Annotated in this window: 14 protein-coding genes and 1 other annotated feature; of the genes, 12 read left to right on the top strand and 2 right to left on the bottom strand. The window is 43.4% G+C overall.

Annotated elements, in window-relative coordinates; genetic code table 11:
- Nucleotides 1-207 precede the first annotated feature (207 nt).
- The 12 genes from RDQ32_RS05805 to RDQ32_RS05750 all read left to right on the top strand — a co-directional run bounded on the left by RDQ32_RS05805 (nt 208) and on the right by RDQ32_RS05750 (nt 19651).
- A complete protein-coding gene (locus RDQ32_RS05805; RefSeq protein WP_007156719.1) occupies nt 208-621 on the top strand; it encodes a GrdX family protein in 414 nt (137 codons plus the stop codon).
- 107 nt (nt 622-728) lie between these two features.
- A complete protein-coding gene (grdG, locus tag RDQ32_RS05800) occupies nt 729-2015 on the top strand; it encodes a sarcosine reductase complex component B subunit alpha (protein ID WP_308579462.1) in 1287 nt (428 codons plus the stop codon).
- 23 nt (nt 2016-2038) lie between these two features.
- Nucleotides 2039-3355: a glycine reductase complex selenoprotein B gene (gene grdB, locus RDQ32_RS05795; RefSeq protein ID WP_083793715.1), complete on the top strand. Its 1317-nt coding sequence runs from the start codon at nt 2039-2041 to the stop codon at nt 3353-3355.
- Between the two features lie 58 nt (nt 3356-3413).
- Nucleotides 3414-4544, top strand: coding sequence for a membrane protein (locus tag RDQ32_RS05790; protein WP_040648946.1), 1131 nt, complete (start codon nt 3414-3416; stop codon nt 4542-4544).
- Nucleotides 4545-4894: 350 nt separating this feature from the next.
- On the top strand, nt 4895-7102 hold the full coding sequence (locus tag RDQ32_RS05785; protein ID WP_007156713.1) for a methyl-accepting chemotaxis protein: 2208 nt from the start codon (nt 4895-4897) through the stop codon (nt 7100-7102).
- Nucleotides 7103-7468: 366 nt separating this feature from the next.
- A complete protein-coding gene (locus RDQ32_RS05780) occupies nt 7469-10351 on the top strand; it encodes a methyl-accepting chemotaxis protein (protein ID WP_308579461.1) in 2883 nt (960 codons plus the stop codon).
- Between the two features lie 269 nt (nt 10352-10620).
- Nucleotides 10621-11124 (top strand): 8-oxo-dGTP diphosphatase, encoded by a 504-nt coding sequence (locus RDQ32_RS05775; RefSeq protein WP_007156709.1) that lies wholly within the window; start codon nt 10621-10623, stop codon nt 11122-11124.
- Nucleotides 11125-11256: 132 nt separating this feature from the next.
- Entirely contained in the window at nt 11257-12741 is a 1485-nt protein-coding gene (locus tag RDQ32_RS05770; protein ID WP_040648666.1) for an extracellular solute-binding protein, read from the top strand.
- Nucleotides 12742-12785: 44 nt separating this feature from the next.
- Nucleotides 12786-14723 (top strand): diguanylate cyclase, encoded by a 1938-nt coding sequence (locus RDQ32_RS05765; protein WP_308579460.1) that lies wholly within the window; start codon nt 12786-12788, stop codon nt 14721-14723.
- Nucleotides 14724-14754: 31 nt separating this feature from the next.
- Nucleotides 14755-14984, top strand: a binding site (T-box leader).
- 147 nt (nt 14985-15131) lie between these two features.
- On the top strand, nt 15132-16154 hold the full coding sequence (pheS, locus tag RDQ32_RS05760; protein ID WP_308579459.1) for a phenylalanine--tRNA ligase subunit alpha: 1023 nt from the start codon (nt 15132-15134) through the stop codon (nt 16152-16154).
- A 16-nt stretch (nt 16155-16170) separates the two neighbouring features.
- A complete protein-coding gene (pheT, locus tag RDQ32_RS05755) occupies nt 16171-18606 on the top strand; it encodes a phenylalanine--tRNA ligase subunit beta (protein WP_308579458.1) in 2436 nt (811 codons plus the stop codon).
- A 418-nt stretch (nt 18607-19024) separates the two neighbouring features.
- Nucleotides 19025-19651, top strand: a complete 627-nt coding sequence (locus tag RDQ32_RS05750) for a lactate utilization protein (protein WP_007156704.1) — start codon at nt 19025-19027, stop codon at nt 19649-19651.
- Nucleotides 19652-19740: 89 nt separating this feature from the next.
- On the opposite strand, the gene smpB is transcribed toward RDQ32_RS05750, so the two are convergent.
- Together smpB and rnr are read right to left on the bottom strand one after the other, a co-directional pair.
- Nucleotides 19741-20211 carry an SsrA-binding protein SmpB gene (gene smpB / locus RDQ32_RS05745; RefSeq protein ID WP_040648663.1) on the bottom strand — a complete coding sequence of 157 codons (471 nt, stop codon included), beginning with the start codon at nt 20209-20211 and terminating at the stop codon, nt 19741-19743.
- A partial coding sequence (gene rnr / locus RDQ32_RS05740) for a ribonuclease R (protein WP_308579457.1) occupies nt 20204-22486 on the bottom strand: 2283 nt, incomplete at its 5' end. The genes smpB and rnr, both read right to left, overlap by 8 nt.

The raw sequence follows: 22486 nt of genomic DNA, 5'->3' as shown, positions 1-22486 counted from the left end.
TTTTTTGAATTTTTAAAAATTATAAAAAATGAATATACTGAAGAGAAAGTGTGGATATATATAAGAAAACCAAATAAGAAAAGCACACAATTATGTAAAAAAGATATAAAAGTTTTTTTATATAAAATAAAAGTGCATAAAAAAATATAATTTTACAAAATGAAAATAATACGTTAATGTATTAACATACTCACGGAGGTGTAGAAAATGCATAAAAAATTTATTTTTATAACAAATAATCCGTCAATTTCTCAAAAATATCAGAATCATGATAGTATTTTTGTACAGTATTTAGCTGAATATGATTTTTGCGACATCTTAAGGGAAACACAGAGCTTTATAGAAAAAGGCTATCATTTAATGACTCATCCCCTGGCTAGTAATTTGAAGCCTAAGCAATGTCCGTACAAGTCAGTATTGCTCTCCAAAGATATCGCTGTATTTTCTGCAGAAAGGGATTCAGAAATTATAAAACTCAGTATTCAAACAGCAGATAAGTTAAGTAAGGGGATGAAGAATCCCAGATGGAATGAAAAGTGTTTAAAGGACTTTCAAATTATTGACATGTCTGTAGTGGAGTCAGCTCTTCAGTCTTCTTTGTTAAGACAATGGGTGATGTAGAATTTAGTTTATAGTTTATAACCTCGGCCGGGTTTATATAAATAATTTAATTTTAACTACTGTCTCACCGGTGTGTGTGACGAAAATTGCCAAGGAGGAAATTTTGCATGAAATTGGAGTTAGGAAGAATTCATATTGCAGATGTACAATTTGGCGACAAGACGGAAATTAAGGACAACACTCTTTACGTGAATGCCAAAGAATTGTCCGATTTGATCTTAAAGGATGATCGTCTACTTGCTTGTCGCATCGAACTGGCTAGGCCGGGAGAATCTATTCGTATCACTCCCGTGAAAGATGTTATTGAACCTAGGTTAAAGGTAGAGGGCCCGGGATGTGTATTCCCCGGTGTAATGGGAAAAGTTACCGAAGTTGGACATGGAAAAACTTTGTGTATGGATGGCGCTTGTGTAGTAACAGTTGGAAAGATTGTAGGTTTCCAAGAGGGAGTCATTGATATGACAGGTCCTGCTGCTGACTATTGCCCCTTCTCTAAAACACAGAACGTATGTGTAGTAATCGAGCCCAAGGATGGCCTTGAGACTCATGTTTATGAAAATGCTGGTAGAATGGCAGGTCTTAATGCTGCCGTATATTTAGCTAAAGCTTTGGAAGGGCATGAGCCAAAGGAATGGGAGGTCTTTGAAACCAAGCCTTTGCTTCAGCAAGTTGCCCAATATCCTGACTTACCTAAGGTAGGATATATTCATATGTTGCAATCTCAGGGACTTTTACATGATACCTATTACTATGGTGTAGATGCTAAACAGATTGTTCCTACTATTATGTATCCTGAAGAAATTTTTGATGGTGCAATTACTTCCGGCAATTGCGTGGCACCCTGTGATAAGGTGACGACATACCATCATTTACATAATCCTGTCATTGAAGATTTATTCAAACAGCATGGAAAAACTTTGAACTTTCTGGGCGTTATTCTGACGAATGAGAATGTATTTCTGATGGATAAGGAAAGGCATTCTGATATGACTTCTAAATTATGTGAGTATCTTGGATTAGATGGAGTCCTTCTTCCTGAAGAGGGTTATGGAAACCCGGATACTGACTTAATGATGAATTGTAAGAAGACGACACAACGGGGAGTGAAAGTTGTTCTGATTACAGATGAGTTCCCCGGAAAAGATGGAAAGTCATATTCTCTTGCAGACGTTTGTGAGGAAGCTGATACCATGATATCCTGCGGTAACGGTAATGTAGTTATTCATTTTCCCAAAATGGATAAGGTTATCGGCATGGAAGATTACATCGAAATGCAGATTGGCGGTTGGGTTGGCTGTAAGCATGAAGATGGATCCTTTGATGCGGAAATTCAAATTATTATCGCTTCTACAATTGCTAATGGATTCAATAAGCTTTGTGCAAGAACTTATTAATTGCGAAGGAAGGAGAAAATACTATGGGAAAGAGAATAGTACACTATATTAACCAGTTCTTCGCAGGAATTGGTGGAGAAGAAAAGGCGGATATAGCTCCGGAAGTAAGAAAGGGTGCGGTTGGACCCGGAACTGCTTTACAAAAGGAGCTGGGAGATGGATATGAAATAGTAGCAACGGTAATTTGTGGAGATAACTATTTTGGTTCAAATATTGAAAAAGGGGTGGTTCCTCAACTTTTAGAGCTGATTAAGGAAGAAAAGCCGGATGGCTTTATTGCCGGACCCGCTTTTAATGCCGGACGCTATGGTGTGGCATGTGGAACCATGGCAAAGGCTGTTCAAGATGAGTTGGGCATTCCTTCTGTAACTGGCATGTATGTGGAGAATCCGGGAACAGATATGTTCTATAAAGATGTTCATATTATTGAGACAAAAGATTCCTCTGCAGATATGAAAAAAGCTGCTCCAAAGATGGCTAATCTTTTAAAGAAGAAGATAGATGGTAGCGAAATACTTTCTCCTGCAGAGGAGGGGTATATTCCACAGGGGATTCGTGTAAATTACTTTAATGAGAGAAGAGGATCTGAGAGAGCGGTTGAACTATTAGTAAAGAAGATTAAAGGTGAGGAAATCTATACTGACTATCCAATGCCTGTCATTGACCACGTGGCACCTGCAGCTCCATTAAAGGATCTTGCCCATGCTAAGATTGCACTCATCACCTCCGGTGGAGTTGTACCACAGGGAAATCCTGACCATATTGAGTCATCGAATGCTACAAAGTGGGGAAAGTATTCAATTGCCGGTATGGATCATGCAGATAAGGCGGATTTTACCACAATACATGGTGGATATGATAGAGCTTTTGTCATGGAAGATCCTGATCTTTGTATTCCTGTGGATGCTTTGCGGAACCTGCAAAAGGAAGGAGTATTTGGAGAACTGACCGATTACTTCATTACAACTACAGGTACAGGAACTGCAACAAATAGTGCTAAGCGTTTTGCGGAAGAATATATACCCATGTTAAAGGAAGATAATGTGGATGCTGTCGTCATGGTCAGCACGTGAGGAACCTGTACAAGATGCGGTGCATCGATGGTAAAAGAAATTGACCGTGCAGGTATTCCTGTTGTTCATATTTGTACTGTTGTACCTATTTCTTTGACGATTGGAGCAAATCGAATTGTCCCGGCAATCGGTATTCCTTACCCATTGGGAGATCCAACTAAGGGTGAACCTAAGAGCTATGAAATTCGTGAAGCTTTAGTAAGAAGAGCTCTAAAGACATTGACAGTTCCTGTTACAGAGCAGACTGTATTTGAAGAAGACTTTTAAAATTGTTTTTCGTGTCAATCCTAAAGATGGCAGGAAATAGGATAAGATGGAGAGAAATATGGACAAGAAGAAATGTAGCCTAGGAGCAATCATAGGATTCTGTGGCGCCTGTATTGCTTTCTATATCGGAGCCGGATTTGCTACAATGCAGGAGGTCATGCAATATGAAGCCTCCTACGGGAGCAAACTTTGGATTGTAATTTTAGTTATTTCAGTAATTTATATTTACACGAATCTATCTTTTGCAACTAATGGAAATCGCTTGAGTCTTTCAAGAGGAGGAGACATTTATAATCACTATTGCGGAAAGTATATTGGCACTTTTTATGATTACTTTTCGGCCTTTTTCTGCTATATGTGTTTTATTGTGATGTGTGGAGGAGCAAATTCAACAGCTACTCAGCAATGGGGACTTCCCAATGGTGTAGGTGCAGTGATATTAACTGCTTGTGTCATTGCAACAGCAATATTTGGCTTGGATGGAATATTAAATGCATTAGGCAAGATAGGTCCATTGATTATTGTAATTATACTTTTGGTTTCCGTTATGAGTGGAGTAAAAGGTATAGGAAATTTTACTGCTAACCTGAAGCAGGTGGATAGTGGAGACTTGAAACTGGCTCAGGTAGGAAATGGAAATCCTTTACTTTCCGGCTTCTCCTACGGAGGATTTGTCATCCTTTGGTTTGCGGCATTTCTGGGAGAGGTTGGGGCAAAGAATAAGCTAAAGGAAGTAAATTATGGTATGTTACTTTCTACAGTATTTATTATGGGAACGGCTGTACTTGCCAGTATTGCGTTGATTTGCTATATCGGTGAAACAGGACATGCTGATATTCCTGCATTAGTGCTTGCCAATAGTATATCGCCTATTCTTGCCCAAGCACTTGCAATCATCATCTTTTGTGGAATCTATACCACTTCCGTTCCGCTACTATGGACCGGTGTTGGAAAGGTGGCAAAGGAAGGAACACAGAAATATAAGCTACTCACTGTAATTGGAGGTGTTGTAGGTTGCGTGATAGCTTGTTTTCTTCCCTATAAGGGCTTGGTAAATGTTCTGTATGGTATGAATGGCTATCTTGGTTTTATCCTGGTAGGATTTATGCTGGTATATGATATTCGTACCAGAATGAGTAAAACAAAGCTGCATTCCAAGATGGCAACAGCAGAACATGCTATAGCGTAGGTTTTTATGAAATCTTTTCTATAAGAAAAATATATGATGGAAAAGTCGGCAGTTGTAGCTAGGGCTACTTCTGCCGATTTTTCTATGATTCGCTTTTCATTATATAATTGTTTTTATTACGATTATTCCGTCGAAAAATGTTCCGGTATGACAATTATTTCATCGAAAAACGTTCCGGCATAACGATTATTCCATCAAAAAACGCAAGTATTCGTAAAAAAAGATTGTTCAATCCATAAACTTTTCTTATGCCTCCTTGGAAAAACGCCGATTTATACCTTGGCTTATTAACGTGAGAGAATAAAGCAGATGCGATGTAGAAATTGTTTTTTCAAGGAGGAAAGAACAGAATGAAAAAGGGTATTGGGGTAGAGAAGAAGCAGAAGCGTTCTTCCATCAGCACAAGATTATCGATGATTTTAGGAATTGCCAGTGTATTGGTGTTTTTTGCCATGAGTGTGGCAATCATTAAGACAGGAGAGCATTCCATCAGTTCAGCTCTGGACAACAACTTAAACGATAAGGCCACCATGGCCATTGGAGATTTGCAACAGGTTATTTCTCGTTTGGAGTCTATTTCCATGACACTTGAAAACGGCATTCACAGCATGCACAGTCAGCATGACGGCATTGGACAGGCGCCGGAGAATCAGTGGATGGTAAAGGACAGAGCTACCGGAGAAGTAGTCAATAATCCGGGGATGGGAGCAACGACCTTCCGCTCCAGAATTGTGAATGCGGAGCTTCCCGCTTCTCGTTACAATGCGGAAACCGTGATTTTGGATTCTTTACAGTCCGCCTTAACCGACAATAAGGATTTGGTAGGAGCAGGAATCTTCTTTGAGCCAAACGGTTTCTCCGACAATGTTTCCGATTACGGGGTATATATGTCCGCAGAGGATTTGGAAAAGAAGGGGGTTATGGCCTACCAGTACAGCTTTTACAAGGACGCTTCCTGGTATAATGGGGCAAAGGATTCCGGAGAAATGGTATTAACCGATGTGTATAGCGATACCCTTCATCCGGATATTCAGATGATCAGTTTGGGAAATCCTATTACTGATGAAAACAATGCCTTTGTGGGAGCGGTTATTCTGGATATTAACACCAAAGTATTCAGCACCATTCAGCAGACCGATGAGCGTTTTCCCTCTTTGGCAACCAATATCTTAGATGCAAACGGAAGCTTTTTGTATTCCATGAAAGAAGAGGCAATTGGAAAGAAGCTGGAAGAAGTTTTGGATAAAGATACCTATGAAATGCTTCGCCAAAATATGGATAAGGAGGAAGCATTTACGGCTACGGTGGTGAATGCAGAGGGGGTAAAAGAGAGAATGTACTTCCGTCCATTAATCATTCACGGTTCCACCCTTTGGTCTATGATTAGTATCGCCGACAGTGAATTTATGGCAGCCAGAAATCAGTTGGTCATCATGTGTGCCGTTTTCAGTATTGTAGGTCTTATGATTTTGATTGCCATCAGCTTCTTCTTAATTAAGAGGGCTTTAAATCCATTACAGGGAATTGCTTTGGCAGGAAAAGCTGTTGCGGAAGGAAACTTTGATGTAAAGGTTTCCTACGATCAGCAGGATGAAATCGGAGACTTGGCGGTTGCCATCCGGAGTGTTATGCAGCATGTTCGGGAAATCATTTCCGATCTTTCCGAGAAATTAGGAGAATTGGCAAAAGGAAACTTCCGTGTTTCTTTGGACAATGCGGAGCAGTATCCGGGAGCTTATCGTCCTCTTCTTACCTCCCTTCAGGAAATCACCAATGATTTAGATAAAACCATGTCGGAGATTAAGACCAGTGCCAAGGAGGTTAACGCCGGTGCGGAGCAGGTAAGCTCCGGCGCTCAGGGACTTTCTCAGGGTGCTACAGAGCAGGCATCTTCTATTGAGGAATTAAGTGCTACCATGAACGACATTTCCACCCAGATTAAGGGAACTGCGGAGATGGCGGTGAAGGCTTCCGGGCTTTCCCAAAGAACAGAGGAGGCTGTAGGCCTTAGTAACCAAAAGATGGAAGAAATGTCCAGGGCAATGCAGGAAATCACCGAGAAGTCCAATGAAATCAGTAAGATTATCAAGACCATTGATGATATTGCCTTCCAGACCAATATCTTATCCTTGAATGCGGCTATAGAGGCGGCAAGAGCCGGTGCAGCAGGAAAGGGCTTTGCAGTGGTTGCGGATGAGGTAGGAAACCTGGCTCAAAAGTCTGCAAAGGCGGCACAGAATACTTCCAGCCTTATTGAGGAAACCATTGAAGCGGTGGAAAAGGGAGCCAAGATTACGGAAGAAACTGCAGAATCCTTGACAACCGTATCCAACCATGCGAAGGATATTAATGACATTATCACAAACATCTCCAGCGCATCGGAGGAAGAGGCTAGAGGCGTTTCTCAGCTGACAACGGGAATCGATCAGATTTCCTCTGTGGTACAGAGCAATACTGCAACGGCAGAGCAGTCTGCGGCAGCTTCTGAGGAGCTTTCCGGCCAGGCCAATATCATGAATGATTTGGTAAATCGTTTTCAATTAAAAAACGAGGACTAATCAGAATACACTTAAAATGAGTTTTTATAAAAATATGCATTAAGCCTTCATGAAAATACGACTGTATAGGATTGAATGAGCGTTTAATACTATACTTAAGCTTAAGCATAAAATAAAAAAGACTGCCTCTTGAGAAACTGCACCCCCCCCGGCTTAGGGATAATGCAGAGTCCCAAGGGGCTGTTTATATTCTTAACGAGTATCACAGGATGTGACGCTTAGTTTACAGGGGACATCTTAAGTCTTTTGTGAAAAATAAAGAAAGTGCCGGGGAAAAGGGAATTTACCTTATAAAAAAGGCTAAATCGGACGATGAATTAGAGAAGAAAACAGGAAGTAGAATTTTTCAAGGAGGAAAAATACAAAATGAAAAAAAGAAGCAATACCACTGGGACATCCTTTTGGAAAAAGATGAAGCTCAGTTCAAGAATGTCTGTGGCAATAGGACTTCTTAGCATAATTTTAATGGCAGGCTTAAGCATTGCTATTATTTCCATGGGAAAGACTGCCATTTACGGTGCTTTACGAGGAAATATGGATGATAAGATTCGTTTGGGAATTGCAGATCTGGATAACGTGGTTACCCAGGCTGAGGTTACGGCGAACACCATTAAAGAAGGCATTGTAAGTATATATGATCAGAACGATATGGCGGGAGGGGTTCCCTCCCATCTTTGGACCATTGAGGATGACCAGCACAATATTTTAGAGCCCACCACTATGGCAGGAACCATGTTCCGTTCCCGAATTGTGGATGCGGCGATTCCCGCCAGTCGCTATAATGCGGAGACAACTCTTTTGGACTCCATTTATGCTTCTTTAAGCAATAATGAATCCTATGTGGGAATCGGTGTTTTCTTGGAGCCGAATGCTTTTTATCAGGGTATCGAAAACTATGCGCCCTATATGAGCAGAACTGATGCGGAGAAGAGAAAGCTGATGGTTTACCCTTACAGCATGTATTCTCAGAAGGACTATTACCTAAAGGCAAAGGAGAATAAGGGATTAAATCTGACCAATGCCTATGAGGATGAAAGTGCAGATGGGGGATGGGTTGTATCCGTTATTGAACCGATTATATATAAGGATGAGTTTAAGGGAATCGTTATCGTCGATATGGATATGACTTCCTTTGAAATCATTGAACAGAAGGATGAGCGTTTCCAGAGCTTATACAGCAATGTATTTGATACAAACGGTCACATCATGTTCAGTATGAACGAAGAGGCTAAGGGAAAGCAATTAAGCGATATTCTTCCTGCGGATAGTATGGAAAAGCTTCAATCCTATCTGGATCAGGGAGAACCCTTCAATACCCATATTCAAAATGAAAATGGAGACCTGGTACAGTTTAATGCCCGTCCTTTAAAGATAGAAGGCGTAACCTGGTGGGTAGCCATCGAGGTTTCCGAAAAGGAATATACCAAGGCAATCAGTAACATGATTATGCTGGCAATTCCCCTTTCCGTTCTGGGAATTGCACTCTTGGTAGGATTCAGCTATTTCTTCATCAAGAAGTCCTTAAATCCATTAAAGAAGATTGCCGACGTGGGAGAATCCGTGGCAGAGGGAGACTTCTCCAAGGAAATCAACTATCCTTACCAGGATGAAATCGGACAGATTGCCAAGAGCATGGAAAAGGTTGTGGAACGAATCCGAAGTATTATTCAGGATTTGGCAGGAAAGTTGGAACAGATTGCCAAGGGAAATTTCTCCTTCGAATTCTGGAATACCCAGCTTTATAACGGGGAGTATGAGCCGTTACTTACCAGTCTTTACGATATTTTAGACGATTTAAATGTAACCATGGGAGAAATTCAGAACAGCTCTCATATGGTAAACTCTTCCGCAATGCAGGTTAGCGGTTCCGCTCAGACCCTGTCTCAGGGCGCAACGGAGCAGGCATCTTCCATCGAAGAGCTCAGCGCAACCATGAATGATATTTCCGTAAAAATCAAGGAAACAGCGGAAATGTCTCAGCATGCTTCCGGACTTTCCAAGGAAACCGGCAGTGCGGTAGGAACCAGTAACCAGAAGATGAACGAGATGTCCAGAGCAATGCAGGACATCACCGAGAAGTCTCAGGAAATCAGTAAGATTATTAAGACCATTGATGATATTGCTTTCCAGACCAATATCCTTTCCTTAAATGCGGCTATCGAAGCGGCAAGAGCAGGAGCGGCAGGAAAGGGCTTTGCGGTTGTAGCGGATGAGGTAGGAAACCTTGCCCAGAAGTCTGCAAAGGCGGCTCAGAACACTTCCAGCTTAATCGAGGAAACCATTGAGGCGGTAAATAAGGGAGCAAGAATTACAGAGGAAACCGCAGAGTCCCTTTCTGTAGTATCCCAGAAAACCGAGAAGATTAACGGTATTATTACCTCCATTTCTTCCGCATCCGAGGAAGAGGCTGAAGGAATTAAGCAGCTTACTACAGGTCTTGACCAGATTTCTTCCGTAGTACAGAGCAATACTGCAACAGCGGAAGAGTCCGCAGCAGCATCTCAAGAGCTTTCCGGACAGGCAGACCGCTTGAACGAATTGTTAGAGAAGTTCCAGTTAAGAACAGAGCCTTACAAGAGAGAATTAAATGGCTTTGCTGCAACAAAGAAGGATGAGACTACTCCGGTAGTTGATGATATAGAAGTCATTCCTGTATTGGAAAAGACGGAAGCTTCTTCGGCAGTAGAGGAAGTAAAGAATGCTCCTGTAGTAGAGAAAGCAAAAACAGCTTCGGCTACAACAAAATTAGAAAAACCGGTGGCAAAAAAGGAAGAGAAGCCTGCTGGACCAAAGAATGATAAGCAGGTAGAACAAAAGCTTGAGAAGCCGGTAGAAGAGAAGCCGGCGGAAGCGAAGGCAGAAAAAACGGTAGCTAAAACCGAAAAAAAGTCCGAAGCTAAAGCAGAAGTAAAAACTGCGGAAGCAGATGAGCTGAAGGAGGAAGAAACTCCTGTTAAGAAGCCGGTAGAAAAGAAAAAGGCAAAAGCTGCGAAAGCATCCGTTGTAGAAGAAGGACAGGTTTTAGTGGATATCAGCGGTATGGATGGTATGGATTTATCCCAGATTCCCATTCCCGGAGATGCTCACTATGTACCACAGGATGGAGTAAAGAAAACTCCGCTGCAGAATCAGGAAAAGCTTTCCACCGAAGAAAAGGCGGAAAGAGAAGAGGCTTTAGCCAAGGATTTAGGAAAAATCCGGAAAACTGAGTATAAAAGAAGTATTTTACCGGATGATGACAAGTATTAATTAGTCAGCATCTTAGAAAGAGGATCGCCATAGTGCAGGTCCTCTTTTTCTTGATTCTTAAAGAGTTTTGCAGAAATATGTGGGGAATCTTTCTTAAGCTCCCGGAATAGCAAGCTTCTGTCCTTATTTCTTACATGGCAGGAGTATCCGGAAGACCGTAGTAAGGGAGAGTATAAAACTTAAAAATAAAGGAAAGCAACTTTGTTTTTATGTAAATTGCGCAAAAATCACACTTGGAATTTGTGCAATTTTTGTGTATACTGTTGCATATGGAGAAGAAAAGATTTGCTGACGGTGTTTTAACCACCCTCTGTTATGTAGAGAAAGAGGGCAAATGGTTAATGCTTCACCGGAATAAGAAAAAGGAAGATATTAATAAAGGAAAATGGATTGGTGTAGGAGGACATTTTGAAGCGGGAGAAAGCCCGGAGGATTGTCTTTACCGAGAAGTTTTCGAGGAGACGGGACTGCATGTCCTGAGCCATCAACTAAGGGGAATTGTAAGCTTTTTCTATGGAGAAAAGGATTGCAGCTATATGTTTTTATTTACGGCCGCGCTGGAAGAAGGTTCTTTAAAGGAATGTTCGGAAGGCGAACTGCAATATTTTTCCTATGAAGAGGTAAAAGCTTTACCCCTTTGGGAGGGAGACCGGATCTTTCTGGAATTGTTGGCAAAGGGAGAGGGATTTTTCTCTTTAACTTTACGATATGACCGGGAGGGGAAGTTGTTGGAAGCCATTTTGGATGGGAAAGAGAATTTGCTCTCATCCTAAATGCCGAAAATTTTCCCATTTATTAAAAAAATATAGTGTTATACAAAATGCATTATTGCTATTAATGACAATGCCGATATTTTTTTGTACAAAAATACGTATGGGCTATGGGAGAATGTAAGGGTTAAGGAAATGAAGAAAAGTATAATACAGATTTTAGAATTGCCGGTATTACTGACCATGGCACTGGGGCTTTTGGCCTGCGGTACCAAGGTGGTCAGTTCTACAGAAAGCCCCTTTAGCAAAGAAAGGGGCGGTTTTAGTGTGAAAGAAGAGCCCTTGGAAATCACGGTTTGGACCTATTTTTCCGGTATTCAACAGGAGGCCTTTCAGCGAACGATTAATCGCTTCAATGAAGGTCGGGGGAAGGATATCGGCGTAGAGGTGAAGGCCTATAACCCCGGTTCTACCTTGGATTTACAGAATAATTTATACGGGATAAACCAAAAGAAGTTGTCCCAGGGAGATTATCCGGATATTGTCAGCTTGCACACCGATACAGCGATGATATTGGAAGAGGAAGGGGTTCTCACCGACCTGGATTCCTATTTCAGTAAAGAGGATTGGAGCGCTTTTGTACCCAGCTTTATTGAAGAAGGACGATTGGGAAGGAAATATGGAGGCGTAAAGATTTTACCTGTGGCCAAGTCCACTGAGCTCCTCTATCTCAACAAAACGGATTGGGACAGCTTTGCGGAAGCTACCGGCACCACGCTTTCGGAATTAAGTACGAAGGAAGGATTGCTTCGGGTTGCTGAGAAATATTACCAATACACAGACGCTCTTACGGAAACGCCGGATGACGGCAAAGCGTTCTACGGCATTGATGATTATGCGAACTATATGCTGGTAGGGGCAAGAGAGCTGGGCGTGAATCTGATTTCTGTAGATGAGGAAGGAAATGCTAAGGTGCAATTTCCCAAGGAAGTGATGAAAACCTTATGGGATAATTTATATGTTCCTATTATTAAAGGCTATTTCACCTCCGAGGGGCGTTTTCGTTCCGACGACGTGAAGACAGGGGATATTTTAGCCTATACCGCTTCTTCTGCTTCCAGTGTTTACTTTCCGAAGGAAGTGATTATTTCGGACCGGGAACAACATGCCATCACCAATATTGTTTTGCCGGCTCCCCACTTTGAAGGAGGGGAAGAGATTGCGATGCAGCAGGGAATCGGCATGGGTATTGTCCAGGGGAATAAGAAGAGAGTAGAAGCCTCCGTTCAATTTTTAAAGTGGCTGACCAGCTATGAGGAAAATGCCCAGTTTGCTCTTTCTGCGGAATACCTTCCGGTACGTGTGGACAGCTTTACCGTGGAAGCTATTGATAAGGAGAAGGGGAGCGGTATGGATCCTTCTTTGGAAAAGGCCTTGTCCACCATGTCTTCCAATACCTTGTACTTTACTCCTTCCATCATTAATCTGGCAGAAATTCGAAAGGCTCTGGAATATGAGTTGCAGGATAAGGCTTTGTCGGATCGCTACAAGATTGAAACTGCAATGGCTTCCGGCGTATCCAGAGAGGATGCTATAGCGGAGTATGATAATGATGAGAATTTTGAACAGTATTATGAGACTTTAATAGAGGAAATAAATTATTTGTTGTCAGATAGTTAAGACTCCTTATTAATACGGGGAGCGAAAGTTGCCAAAGGACGCGTATGAAGAAACAACCGATTTTTACGAAAATATTGATTCCTTTGATGGGTTTGGTTATCTTGGAGATTTTGATTTTGATGATTTCTATTTATGGTCAGGGCTTGTTTTCTCTGATTCATAAAAATTCCCAAGATATCATCGAAAGTCGTGTGGAAGCGAGACGAAATTATCTGGAAAGCCTGATGGTGAATCAGTGGATGAATGTCAGCCAAACCGTGCAAAAGATTAATCTTTTGGCAGATGGGCTTGTGGATGCGGGAAAGATGGACATTGAGGCTATTGATGACAGTTCCGAAAATGCCGCTCCTTTCTTAAGTGCAGTCAGTATGGACTTAATCAGTATGATGCGGACCAATCACGTTACCGGCGTTTTCATGATATTAAATGCGGATAACTTGGAAGATAGTATGACGTCCAAGAAATATATGGATAAGCCGGGTCTGTACTTTCGAGATTTGGATCCGGAATCCAGAGCCAGCTCGGAAAACTTGGATTTACTGATTGAACGCTCTCCTCTTTTGGTGGTACGAAATACCCAGATTGCTACCGATAAAACCTGGAATACCAGCTTTCAATTCGGTACGGCAGATGTGCCCTATTATGACTTTTTATATGAACCTACCCAAGCGACCTTTTACAGTAAGCCGGATGTGACCTGGGAGGATATGGGATTTTGGAGTAAACCCTATACCTTATTCGGCGAAACCAGAGAAGCCATTGCCTATTCAGTTCCCCTACGGCTTTCCGACGGACGGGTGTATGGAGTTCTGGGAGTGGATATTTTGGTGGATTATTTGAAGCAAAATCTGCCCTCCAGAGAATTGGACGGTAGTGGAACTGCCTCGTATTTTCTCAGTATTCATAAAAGCGGAAATTCAGAGGGAAGCAGTACAAGCTACCAGGATATCATTCAGCTCAATTCGATAGAAGCTACGATAGGAGAAGACCGGGAAGGGAAAGTTGTTTCGGATAAGAAGAATTATTTTACCTTCAGTATGCCTTTACATCTTTTTTCCACAGTAGGACCTTTCACTGATATGGAGTGGCAGTTGGGAGCGGCTATTCCCTATAAGACGATGAACCGCTTTGCGGATAGGATGACCTTCGTCATGTCCGTTACCATTATTCTGACTCTGGGTATCGGAATCGTGGGAAGCCTTGTGATTTCCCTATTTTTGCAAAAGCCTATTCGGAAGCTGGCGCTGGCGATTCGCAGTAATAAGACGACGGATAAACTTCGTCTCAGAGAAACCGGCATTTTAGAGATTGATCAGATGTCGGAGGCCCTGGAGGATTTGTCCGATCGACTTTTACAGGAACAAAGAAATCTGCAATACGAAAGAGACCATGACTTCCTGACAGACCTTTACAACCGAAGAGCCTTCGGACGAAGAATCCGGGAGCTTTTGGAGAAAAAGGGTGGAGGAAATGCTATCGGTGCTTATATCATGATGGACCTGGATAATCTGAAAATTGTAAACGATACCTACGGTCATGAATATGGAGACAAATATATCCGCTGTGCTTCCGATGCCATGCGAGAAGGATTGGGGGATGAAGCCATTTATTCCCGTATTTCCGGAGACGAGTTCAATGCCTTTATCTTTGATGAAGAGGGCAATCGGAGTCGTATCAATGCCTTGATTGAAAGATTGCAGGAGACCATTGACAACAGCTTTATTATGCTTCCGGATGGAGAAAAGAAGCAGCTTCGTCTTTCCGGCGGTGTGAGCTGGTACCCCGAAGGAGGAACCAATCCGGATCAGCTCCAGAAAAATGCTGACTATGCCATGTATGTGGTGAAGAAAACCACAAAGAGCCAGATTCGTGTCTGGAGTGAAGCCACGGATTTAGGCAAGGAGAAGGAAGAAGAGAAAGAAGATACAAGGCTAAAGCAAGGAGAAGAAAAGCAGGAGCCGGAGTCTAAGCCTAAAGCTTGACTTTTCCTTCATTAGGCAATAAACTGTCGGTTGAAAAGCGAAGATGGCGCCCAGTACAAAGGGAGAAAAGATAGTCTAGAGAGAGGGACCTTGGCTGAAAGTCCTTTCTATCTTCCCGATGGAATTTTCCCGCCGGAGCTGTTTTTGTGAAGGAGAGTAGCAAAAACCGTGGAATACGTTACATTCAAAATGAGGGTTCGATTCTTGATTAAGAAGAAAGAATCGAAAAACAGGGTGGTACCGCGAGCAATCGTCCCTGTCTGTTTGAGAACAGACAGGGGCTTTTTTATTAGTAGAAATAAGTAAGAATAAGTAAAAAAGAACAACTCTAAAAAGGTTCTCAAAAGAAAGCGGATTTTCTTTGTAAGAGGGAGTAGAACAAATATTAAAGTGGAAAGGGAAGAGTGTATGGATCATCAAGTATTGCAAGAGATTGTAAAACGGGCTGAGGAACAGATTGCAGGTTCCAAGGACTTAACAGCCTTAAACGACATCAGAGTACAGTTCTTAGGGAAGAAGGGAGAACTGACCGAGGCGAAGAAGCTTTTAAAGGATCTCAGTCCGGAGGAAAGACCGAAGTTCGGACAGCTGGTTAACGAAATGTTCCAAAAGGTGGAGCAGAGCATTAAGAGCCATGGAGAAGCTTTGGAGAGAAGTCTTCGGGAAGCAAAAATGCAGGAGGAGACCATTGACATTACCCTTCCCGCCAAGAAGATTCGTTATGGTCATCCCCACCCCAATACTTTAGCTCTGGAAGAGGTGGAGAAAATCTTTATCGGCATGGGCTATGAGGTGGTAGAGGGACCAGAGGTGGAGTATGACAGCTACAACTTTGAGAAGCTGAATATTCCGAAAGGACATCCTGCAAGAGATGAACAGGATACTTTCTACATTAATTCCAACATTTTGCTTCGTACCCAGACATCCTCTGTACAGGCAAGATATATGGAGACTCATAAGCCGCCTATTCGTATGATTTGTCCGGGAAGAGTATTCCGTTCCGATGCGGTGGATGCTACCCACTCCCCCTCTTTCCACCAGATTGAGGGATTGGTGATTGACAAAAATATTCATTTTTCCGACTTAAAGGGAACTCTGGATTTGTTTGCCAAGGAGCTGTTCGGACAGGATACCAAGACCAAGCTTCGTCCCCATCACTTCCCCTTTACAGAGCCTTCCGCAGAAGTGGATGTGTCCTGCTTTAAATGTAAGGGAAAGGGTTGCCGTTTCTGTAAGGGAGAGGGCTGGATTGAGATTTTGGGTTGCGGTATGGTACATCCCAAGGTTTTGGAAAGCTGTGGCATTGATTCCAAGGAATACAGCGGTTTCGCCTTCGGTGTGGGCCTAGAGAGAATTGCCCTTTTGAAGTATGAAATCGATGATATGCGTCTTTTGTATGAAAATGACCTGCGTTTTCTGGAGCAGTTTTAAGAGTTAGGGGGAAAATATGAATACATCCATGAATTGGCTGAGAGCCTATGTTCCGGGACTTTCCGTAAGCGGACAGGAATTCCGGGATGCCATGACATTGGCAGGAAATAAGGTAGAAACCATGGAGGATTTGGGAGAAAATCTGGAAAAGATTGTTACCGGAAAGATTCTTTCTTTGGAGAAGCATCCGGATGCGGACAAGCTCTCTATTTGCCAGGTAGATATCGGAAACGAGCAGATTCAGATTGTTACCGGTGCTCAGAATATGAAGCAGGGAGACGTGGTTCCCGTGGTTTTGGACGGTGGTAAGGTAAAGGTGGCCCATGACGGCAGTAAGCCCAAGGAAGGCGTGGAAATCCGTGCCGGAAAGCTAAGGGGCGTTCCCTCCAACGGTATGATGTGCTCCATTGAAGAGCTTGGAGGAGAAAAGAACCTGTTTCCGGAAGCACCGGAGAGCGGTTTATACATTTTCCCGGAAGGAACTCCGGTGGGAGTGGATGCGGTAGAGCTTTTAGGTCTACGAGATGTTTTGCATGAGTATGAGATTACTTCTAACCGTGTGGATTGCTTCTCCGTACTTGGTTTGGCAAGGGAGGCGGCGGCAACCTTTAAGCAGGCCCTTCAGTATCCAAAGATTGAAAAGCTTGGCAATCAGGAGGATGTTTCTTCTTATTTGTCCGTGGAGTTAAAGTCTCCGGAGCTTTGCAAACGCTATACCGCAAGACTGATTAAAAATGTGCATTTTGCTCCTTCCCCCCTTTGGATGCAGATTCGTCTTCGCACCGCAGGAATTCGTCCGATCAATAACTTCGTGGACATCACCAACTATGTGATGCTGGAGCTGGGACAGCCCATGCATGCCTTTGACTACGACACCATCAAGGGACATAAAATCATTGTGGAAAGAGCCAAGGAAGGGGAAAGCTTCACCACGCTGGACGGCGTAGAGCATGAGCTTAGCGACAGCATCCTCTGCATTAAGGATGGGGAAAGAAGCATTGCCTTGGGAGGAATCATGGGAGGAGAGAATTCCATGATTACCGATCAGGTGAAAAATGTGGTATTGGAGGCGGCTTGTTTTGACGGCACCAATATTCGTCTTTCCGGAAGAAAGCTGGGACTTCGTACCGATGCTTCCGCTTACTTTGAAAAAGGCTTAGATCCAAACCTTTGCGAAATGGCTATGGATAGAGCCTGCACCTTGATTGAAGAGCTGGGAGCCGGAGAGGTAGTGGGAGGAATGTTGGATTGCTATCCTGAAAAGCGGGAGGATACTAAGCTTACAGTTTCCGTTTTTGACATCAACAATCTTTTAGGACTTTCTCTTTCCGGAGAGGAAATGAAGAAGATTTTGACAGCTTTGGAGATTTCCACAGAGGTAAAGAATGGTGCAAATGGGGAGGAGCTATCCCTTGTTATCCCAAGCTTTAGACAGGACTTGGAGAGAATGGCGGATATTGCGGAGGAAGTTGCCCGTTTCTACGGCTATGACAAGATTCCCAGCACCCTGCCAAAGGCTACCACCGTTGGAGGTAAGGCCAAGGATTTACAGTTAAATCAGAAGCTTCGTCATTTGGCAGAGGCTTTGGGCTATTCCGAGAGCTATTTCTATTCCTTTGAGTCCAAGAAGGTTTATGAGAAGCTTTTATTCCCTAAGGATGCTATGGAATGGCAGCAGATTACCATTGCCAACCCCTTGGGAGAGGACTTCTCCGTAATGCGCACCAGTTCCGTACCGGGCATGTTACAGGCTTTAAGCCTAAATGAGCATCACAAGAACAAGAATGCCAAGCTTTTTGAAATGGCTAAAATTTATATCCCCAAGGCTCTTCCCTTGACAGAGCTTCCGGAGGAGAGAATGACCTTAACCCTTGGATTTGCAGGAGAGGGAGATTTCTTCAGCTTAAAGGGAGAGGTGGAGGAACTGCTTCGTCAGTCCGGCTTACAGGGAAATTTCCACTATGATAAAGATTGCGAAAAGGCATTTTACCATCCGGGAAGAAAGGCAAATATTTCTTACGAAGGAAAGCTTTTAGGCTCCTTGGGAGAAATTCATCCGGAGGTATTGCAGAACTTTGATATGAAGGAAAAGGCTTATGTGGCCATTCTGGATTTAGAGGCTCTTTATCCTCTCTCCGGAGACTTTAGAAAGTATAAGCCGGTGGCAAAGTTTCCGGCGGTTACCCGTGACTTCTCTCTTTTAGTACCGGTAAATGTGATGGCCGGCGACTTGGAGGAGGCCATCCGAAAGGGAGCGGGAGAGCTTTTGGAGAAGATCGAGCTCTTCGATATCTATGTGGGAGCACAGGTGCAGGAGGGCTACAAGTCCATGTCCTATAAGGTTAGCATCAGAGCCAAGGACCACACCCTTACAGAGCAGGAGATTGTAGGATGTACTAATAGTCTTTTGAAGGCTTTGGAGGAAAAGGGCGCAAGACTGAGGGATGCTTAGGCCATAGCCTCGTAGTTATATAATAGAATAAGGATACGCAAAAAGCCGATGGGGATTTCTCGGTAGACACGCTTTCGCTAACTTCGCTTACGTAGCGGTACTAAGCTCGAACTTCGCTTTACTCGTTCTTGCTAAGTACCGACGAGCTCAGATTGTCTACTTCAAACTCCCCCATCGGCTTTTTGCTTTACTAAATCTATACCAAAACTACTGCGGTATGGCTTATAGCAGAAATACTAAGGTGGGTTTCTTCGGGAATCACGCTTTCGCTAACTTCGCTTACGTAGCGGTACTAAGCTCGAACTTCGTTTCACTCTTTCTTGCTAAGTGCCGACGAGCTCAGATTGTCTACCTCTCTTGAAAAGCTTGGGAACTCGTGCTAAAAATATTCTGTTGAGTCTTATTGGAAGGAGTGCTTATGGATATTTACGGAAAAAAGAGAAATGAGTTACTGGCAGAGACGGTTATTAAGGGCTTGAAGTCTCGAAATATGACAGGCTATTATGCCAAGGACAAGGAAGAGGCTTTAAAGCTGGCTTTGGATCTTATTCCCAAGGGCAGCAGAATTTCCATGGGCGGCTGTACGAGTGCCATGGAGATTGGCTTGGTGTCTGCCTTAAAAGAGGGAGAATACAATTTTATTGATAGAAGTCAAATGGAGCCAAGGGCGGCACTGCTTGCGGCTTACGATGCGGATGTTTTCTTAGCCAGTGCAAATGCCATGACGGATGATGGGGTACTGGTAAATATTGATGGGAATGCCAACCGAGTATCCTGTATCGCCCAGGGACCGAAGAAGGTGGTTTTTATTGTGGGAATGCAGAAGATTTGTCCGGACCTGGACAGTGCCATGAAGAGGGCCAGAAATGTGGCGGCTCCCACCAATACCCAAAGGTTTGATATTAAGACACCATGTAAGGTAACGGGAAAGTGTTCAGATTGTAAATCTCCGGATACCATCTGCTGTCAGATTTTGATTACTCGCTATTCTCGCCATACAGATCGTATTCATGTGATTTTGGTAAATGAGGAATTAGGATTTTAGACATAGATTAATGAAGTGATTAAAGATAAGAGGCTTCTTACCGCTAACGAAAAAGGAGCTGTAAAAATTGGTTTTTACAGCTCCTTTTTCTATACTCTGATATTCGCCTTTTTGAATTCCTTTTCCAGTTCCCTTCTCTGTGCCTTTTTCTTCATATCTTCCCGCTTATCGTAAAGCTTTTTACCACGGCAGAGTCCCATGTTCAGCTTCACAAGACTTCCTTTAAAATAAAGGGAAAGGGGCATCAAGGTATAACCCTGCTCCTTGATTTTTCCCAAAAGTCTATGGATTTCCTGCTTGTGCAGCAGAAGCTTTCTGTCTCTTAAGGCATCCTTATTGAAAATGTTGCCCCGCTCGTAGGGATTGATATGCATGCCCACCACAAAACATTCCCCGTTACGAATTTGACAAAAGGCCTCTTTAATGGAAGCCTGCCCCAAACGAAGAGACTTTACTTCGGTTCCGAAAAGCTGAATTCCGCATTCAAAGCTTTCCTCCACAAAGTAGTCGTGAAAGGCTTTTTTATTGTTGGCGATTTGCTTAATGCTTTCCTTAGTCAAGACTATTGCCTCCTTCTGCATCTTCCGGATAGTAGGGAAGAAAATCAATACTTCTGCTTAGGGTGTCCACCGCATAAACGGAAATCCACATCGGATCCCCCATGTGGAAGGTCTTTCCGCTTGCCTCGCCTCTAAGACTGATTTCCTCCTCATTGAAAATGTAGTAGTCCTCTGTCATAAAGCGAAGAGGAATCATGCCCTCAATGCTGTTTTCCAAAGTGACATAAATGCCGTACTGGGTAAGACCGGAAATTCTTCCCGGGAAGACCTCTCCCAAGAAGTTCTTCATGTACTGACATTTTTTCAGCTTCATACAATCTCGTTCCGCTTCCTCTGCTCGTCTTTCCCGAAGAGAGCTTTGGCTTGCCACATCCGGCAGAATCCGCTCATAATGCCTGCGCCTCTTCTCATTTTCCTGATAGGCGATATTTTCCTTAATAATACGATGAATCTGCAGGTCGGGATAACGGCGGATGGGAGAGGTAAAATGGCTGTAATATTTACTGGCCAGTCCAAAATGCCCTTCCGGCTCTGTACTGTACTTGGCTTGCTTTAGGGAACGAAGAATCATGCTGCTGAGCATGGCTTCCTCCGGTTTTCCCTTTAATTTGGAAAGCAGCTCCTGCAAAGCCTTCGGTCGCAGATTGTCCGGATCCTTTGCCTTTAAACTATAGGAAAAGGAGGAGAGAACATGGGAGAGATTCTGCCATTTTTCCCAATCCGGCTTTTCGTGAATACGATATAAAAAGGGGATATCCCGCCAGTAATACTCCTCTGCCACGGTTTCATTGGCAATAAGCATAAATTCCTCAATAATCTTATGGGATTCTTCCCTTTCCTCTGCACAAATTTTGGAAATATTTCCATTTTCATCAAAATACACCTTGGATTCGGGAAAATCAAAGTCCAAAGCTCCTCTGGCCATTCTGGATTTTCGAAGAAGTCTCGCCAGCTCCCGCATTTTCGTAAGAAGCTCATGGAAAGGCAGATAAGAAAGCTTCTCCTCCGGGTCCTCCCATTCCTTGTCCTCTAAAAGCGCTGTTACCTTGTGATAGGACATTCTTTTATTGGAGCAAATGATGGAGGGCGTAATTTCATGGGAGAGGGGGCGGCCTTCCCGGTCGAAGTCCATAATACAGCTAAGGCAAAGTCTGTCCACTCCCTCATGGAGGGAGCAAATGCCGTTGCTTAGGGCCTTCGGCAGCATGGGAATTACCCGGTCTGTCAGGTAAACAGAGGTACCCCGCTCCAAAGCCTCCAAATCCAGAGCGCTTCCTTCCTTCACATAATCGCTCACATCCGCAATATGTACATAAAGTCTATATTCTTCCTTCTCCGGAAAATAGTCCAAAGAAATGGCATCATCCAAGTCCTTGGCATCCTCTCCGTCAATGGTAATGGTAGTAAGCTTCCGAAAATCCTTTCGTCCCGTCTCCTCCGCCTTTTCAGGGGATACGGCATTGGGAAGCTGATTGGCCTCTAAAAGCACATCCTCCGGAAATTCCTCAGGTAATGAGAAGGAACGAATTACGGAAAGCACATCCATTCCCGGATCATCCTTATGCCCTAAGATTTCCTTCACTTCTCCTACGGGGCAGGAGAGAAGAGGGCTAATTCTTTTCCGGGGAATACGACCTCTCGGGGCTTTGTTCTCCTTGGAAGGACCATAGGAGAGGATTTCCAAAACCACCTTATCTCCGGGCACAGCCCCCTTGTCCCTTCCCGGGGAAATCAAAATGCAATCCGGAAGCTTGGGATTATCCGGGGAGAGATAGAGTCCTTCCCGCTTTTCCTTTACAAGACCCAGCACTTCCTTGTTGGCCCGTTCTAAAACCTTGCTGATTTTTCCCTCTGCCTTGCTGCCGTTTTCAGATTTTTTGGTAAGTATGACCTTTACCAGATCCCCGTCCATGGCGTTGCCGGCTTCTCCCTTGGGAATATAGACATCTTCCTCTTTTTCACTTAGGGAAACGAAGCCGAAGCCTCGCCGATTGGCATGAAAGGTCCCCTTTTGGGAGAAACTTTCCGCCCGGCTGTATTTCCCTTGCAGGGAAATGCCGATAACGCCCTCCTCCTGCATTTCCATAAGAATCTCTTGAAAGGCAGCCTTTTCTTCTTTGGGTACGCCAAGAAAGAAGCAAAGTTCCTTTTCCTTCATGGGGTGGTAGCTTGGATCCTTGATAAGATCCAAGATGATTTTCTTTAATTTTTCCCTTTGCTCTTCCCGCATTTTACTCCTTTTGTTCTTTAAATCTTTTAAATCTTTTAAATCTTT

Source organism: uncultured Oribacterium sp., assembly GCF_902481605.1.
GTDB classification, from domain to species: Bacteria; Bacillota; Clostridia; order Lachnospirales; family Lachnospiraceae; genus Oribacterium; species Oribacterium sinus.
The sequence above is the reverse complement of the archived record's forward strand: the minus strand, read 5'-3'. Positions and strand labels throughout refer to the sequence as shown.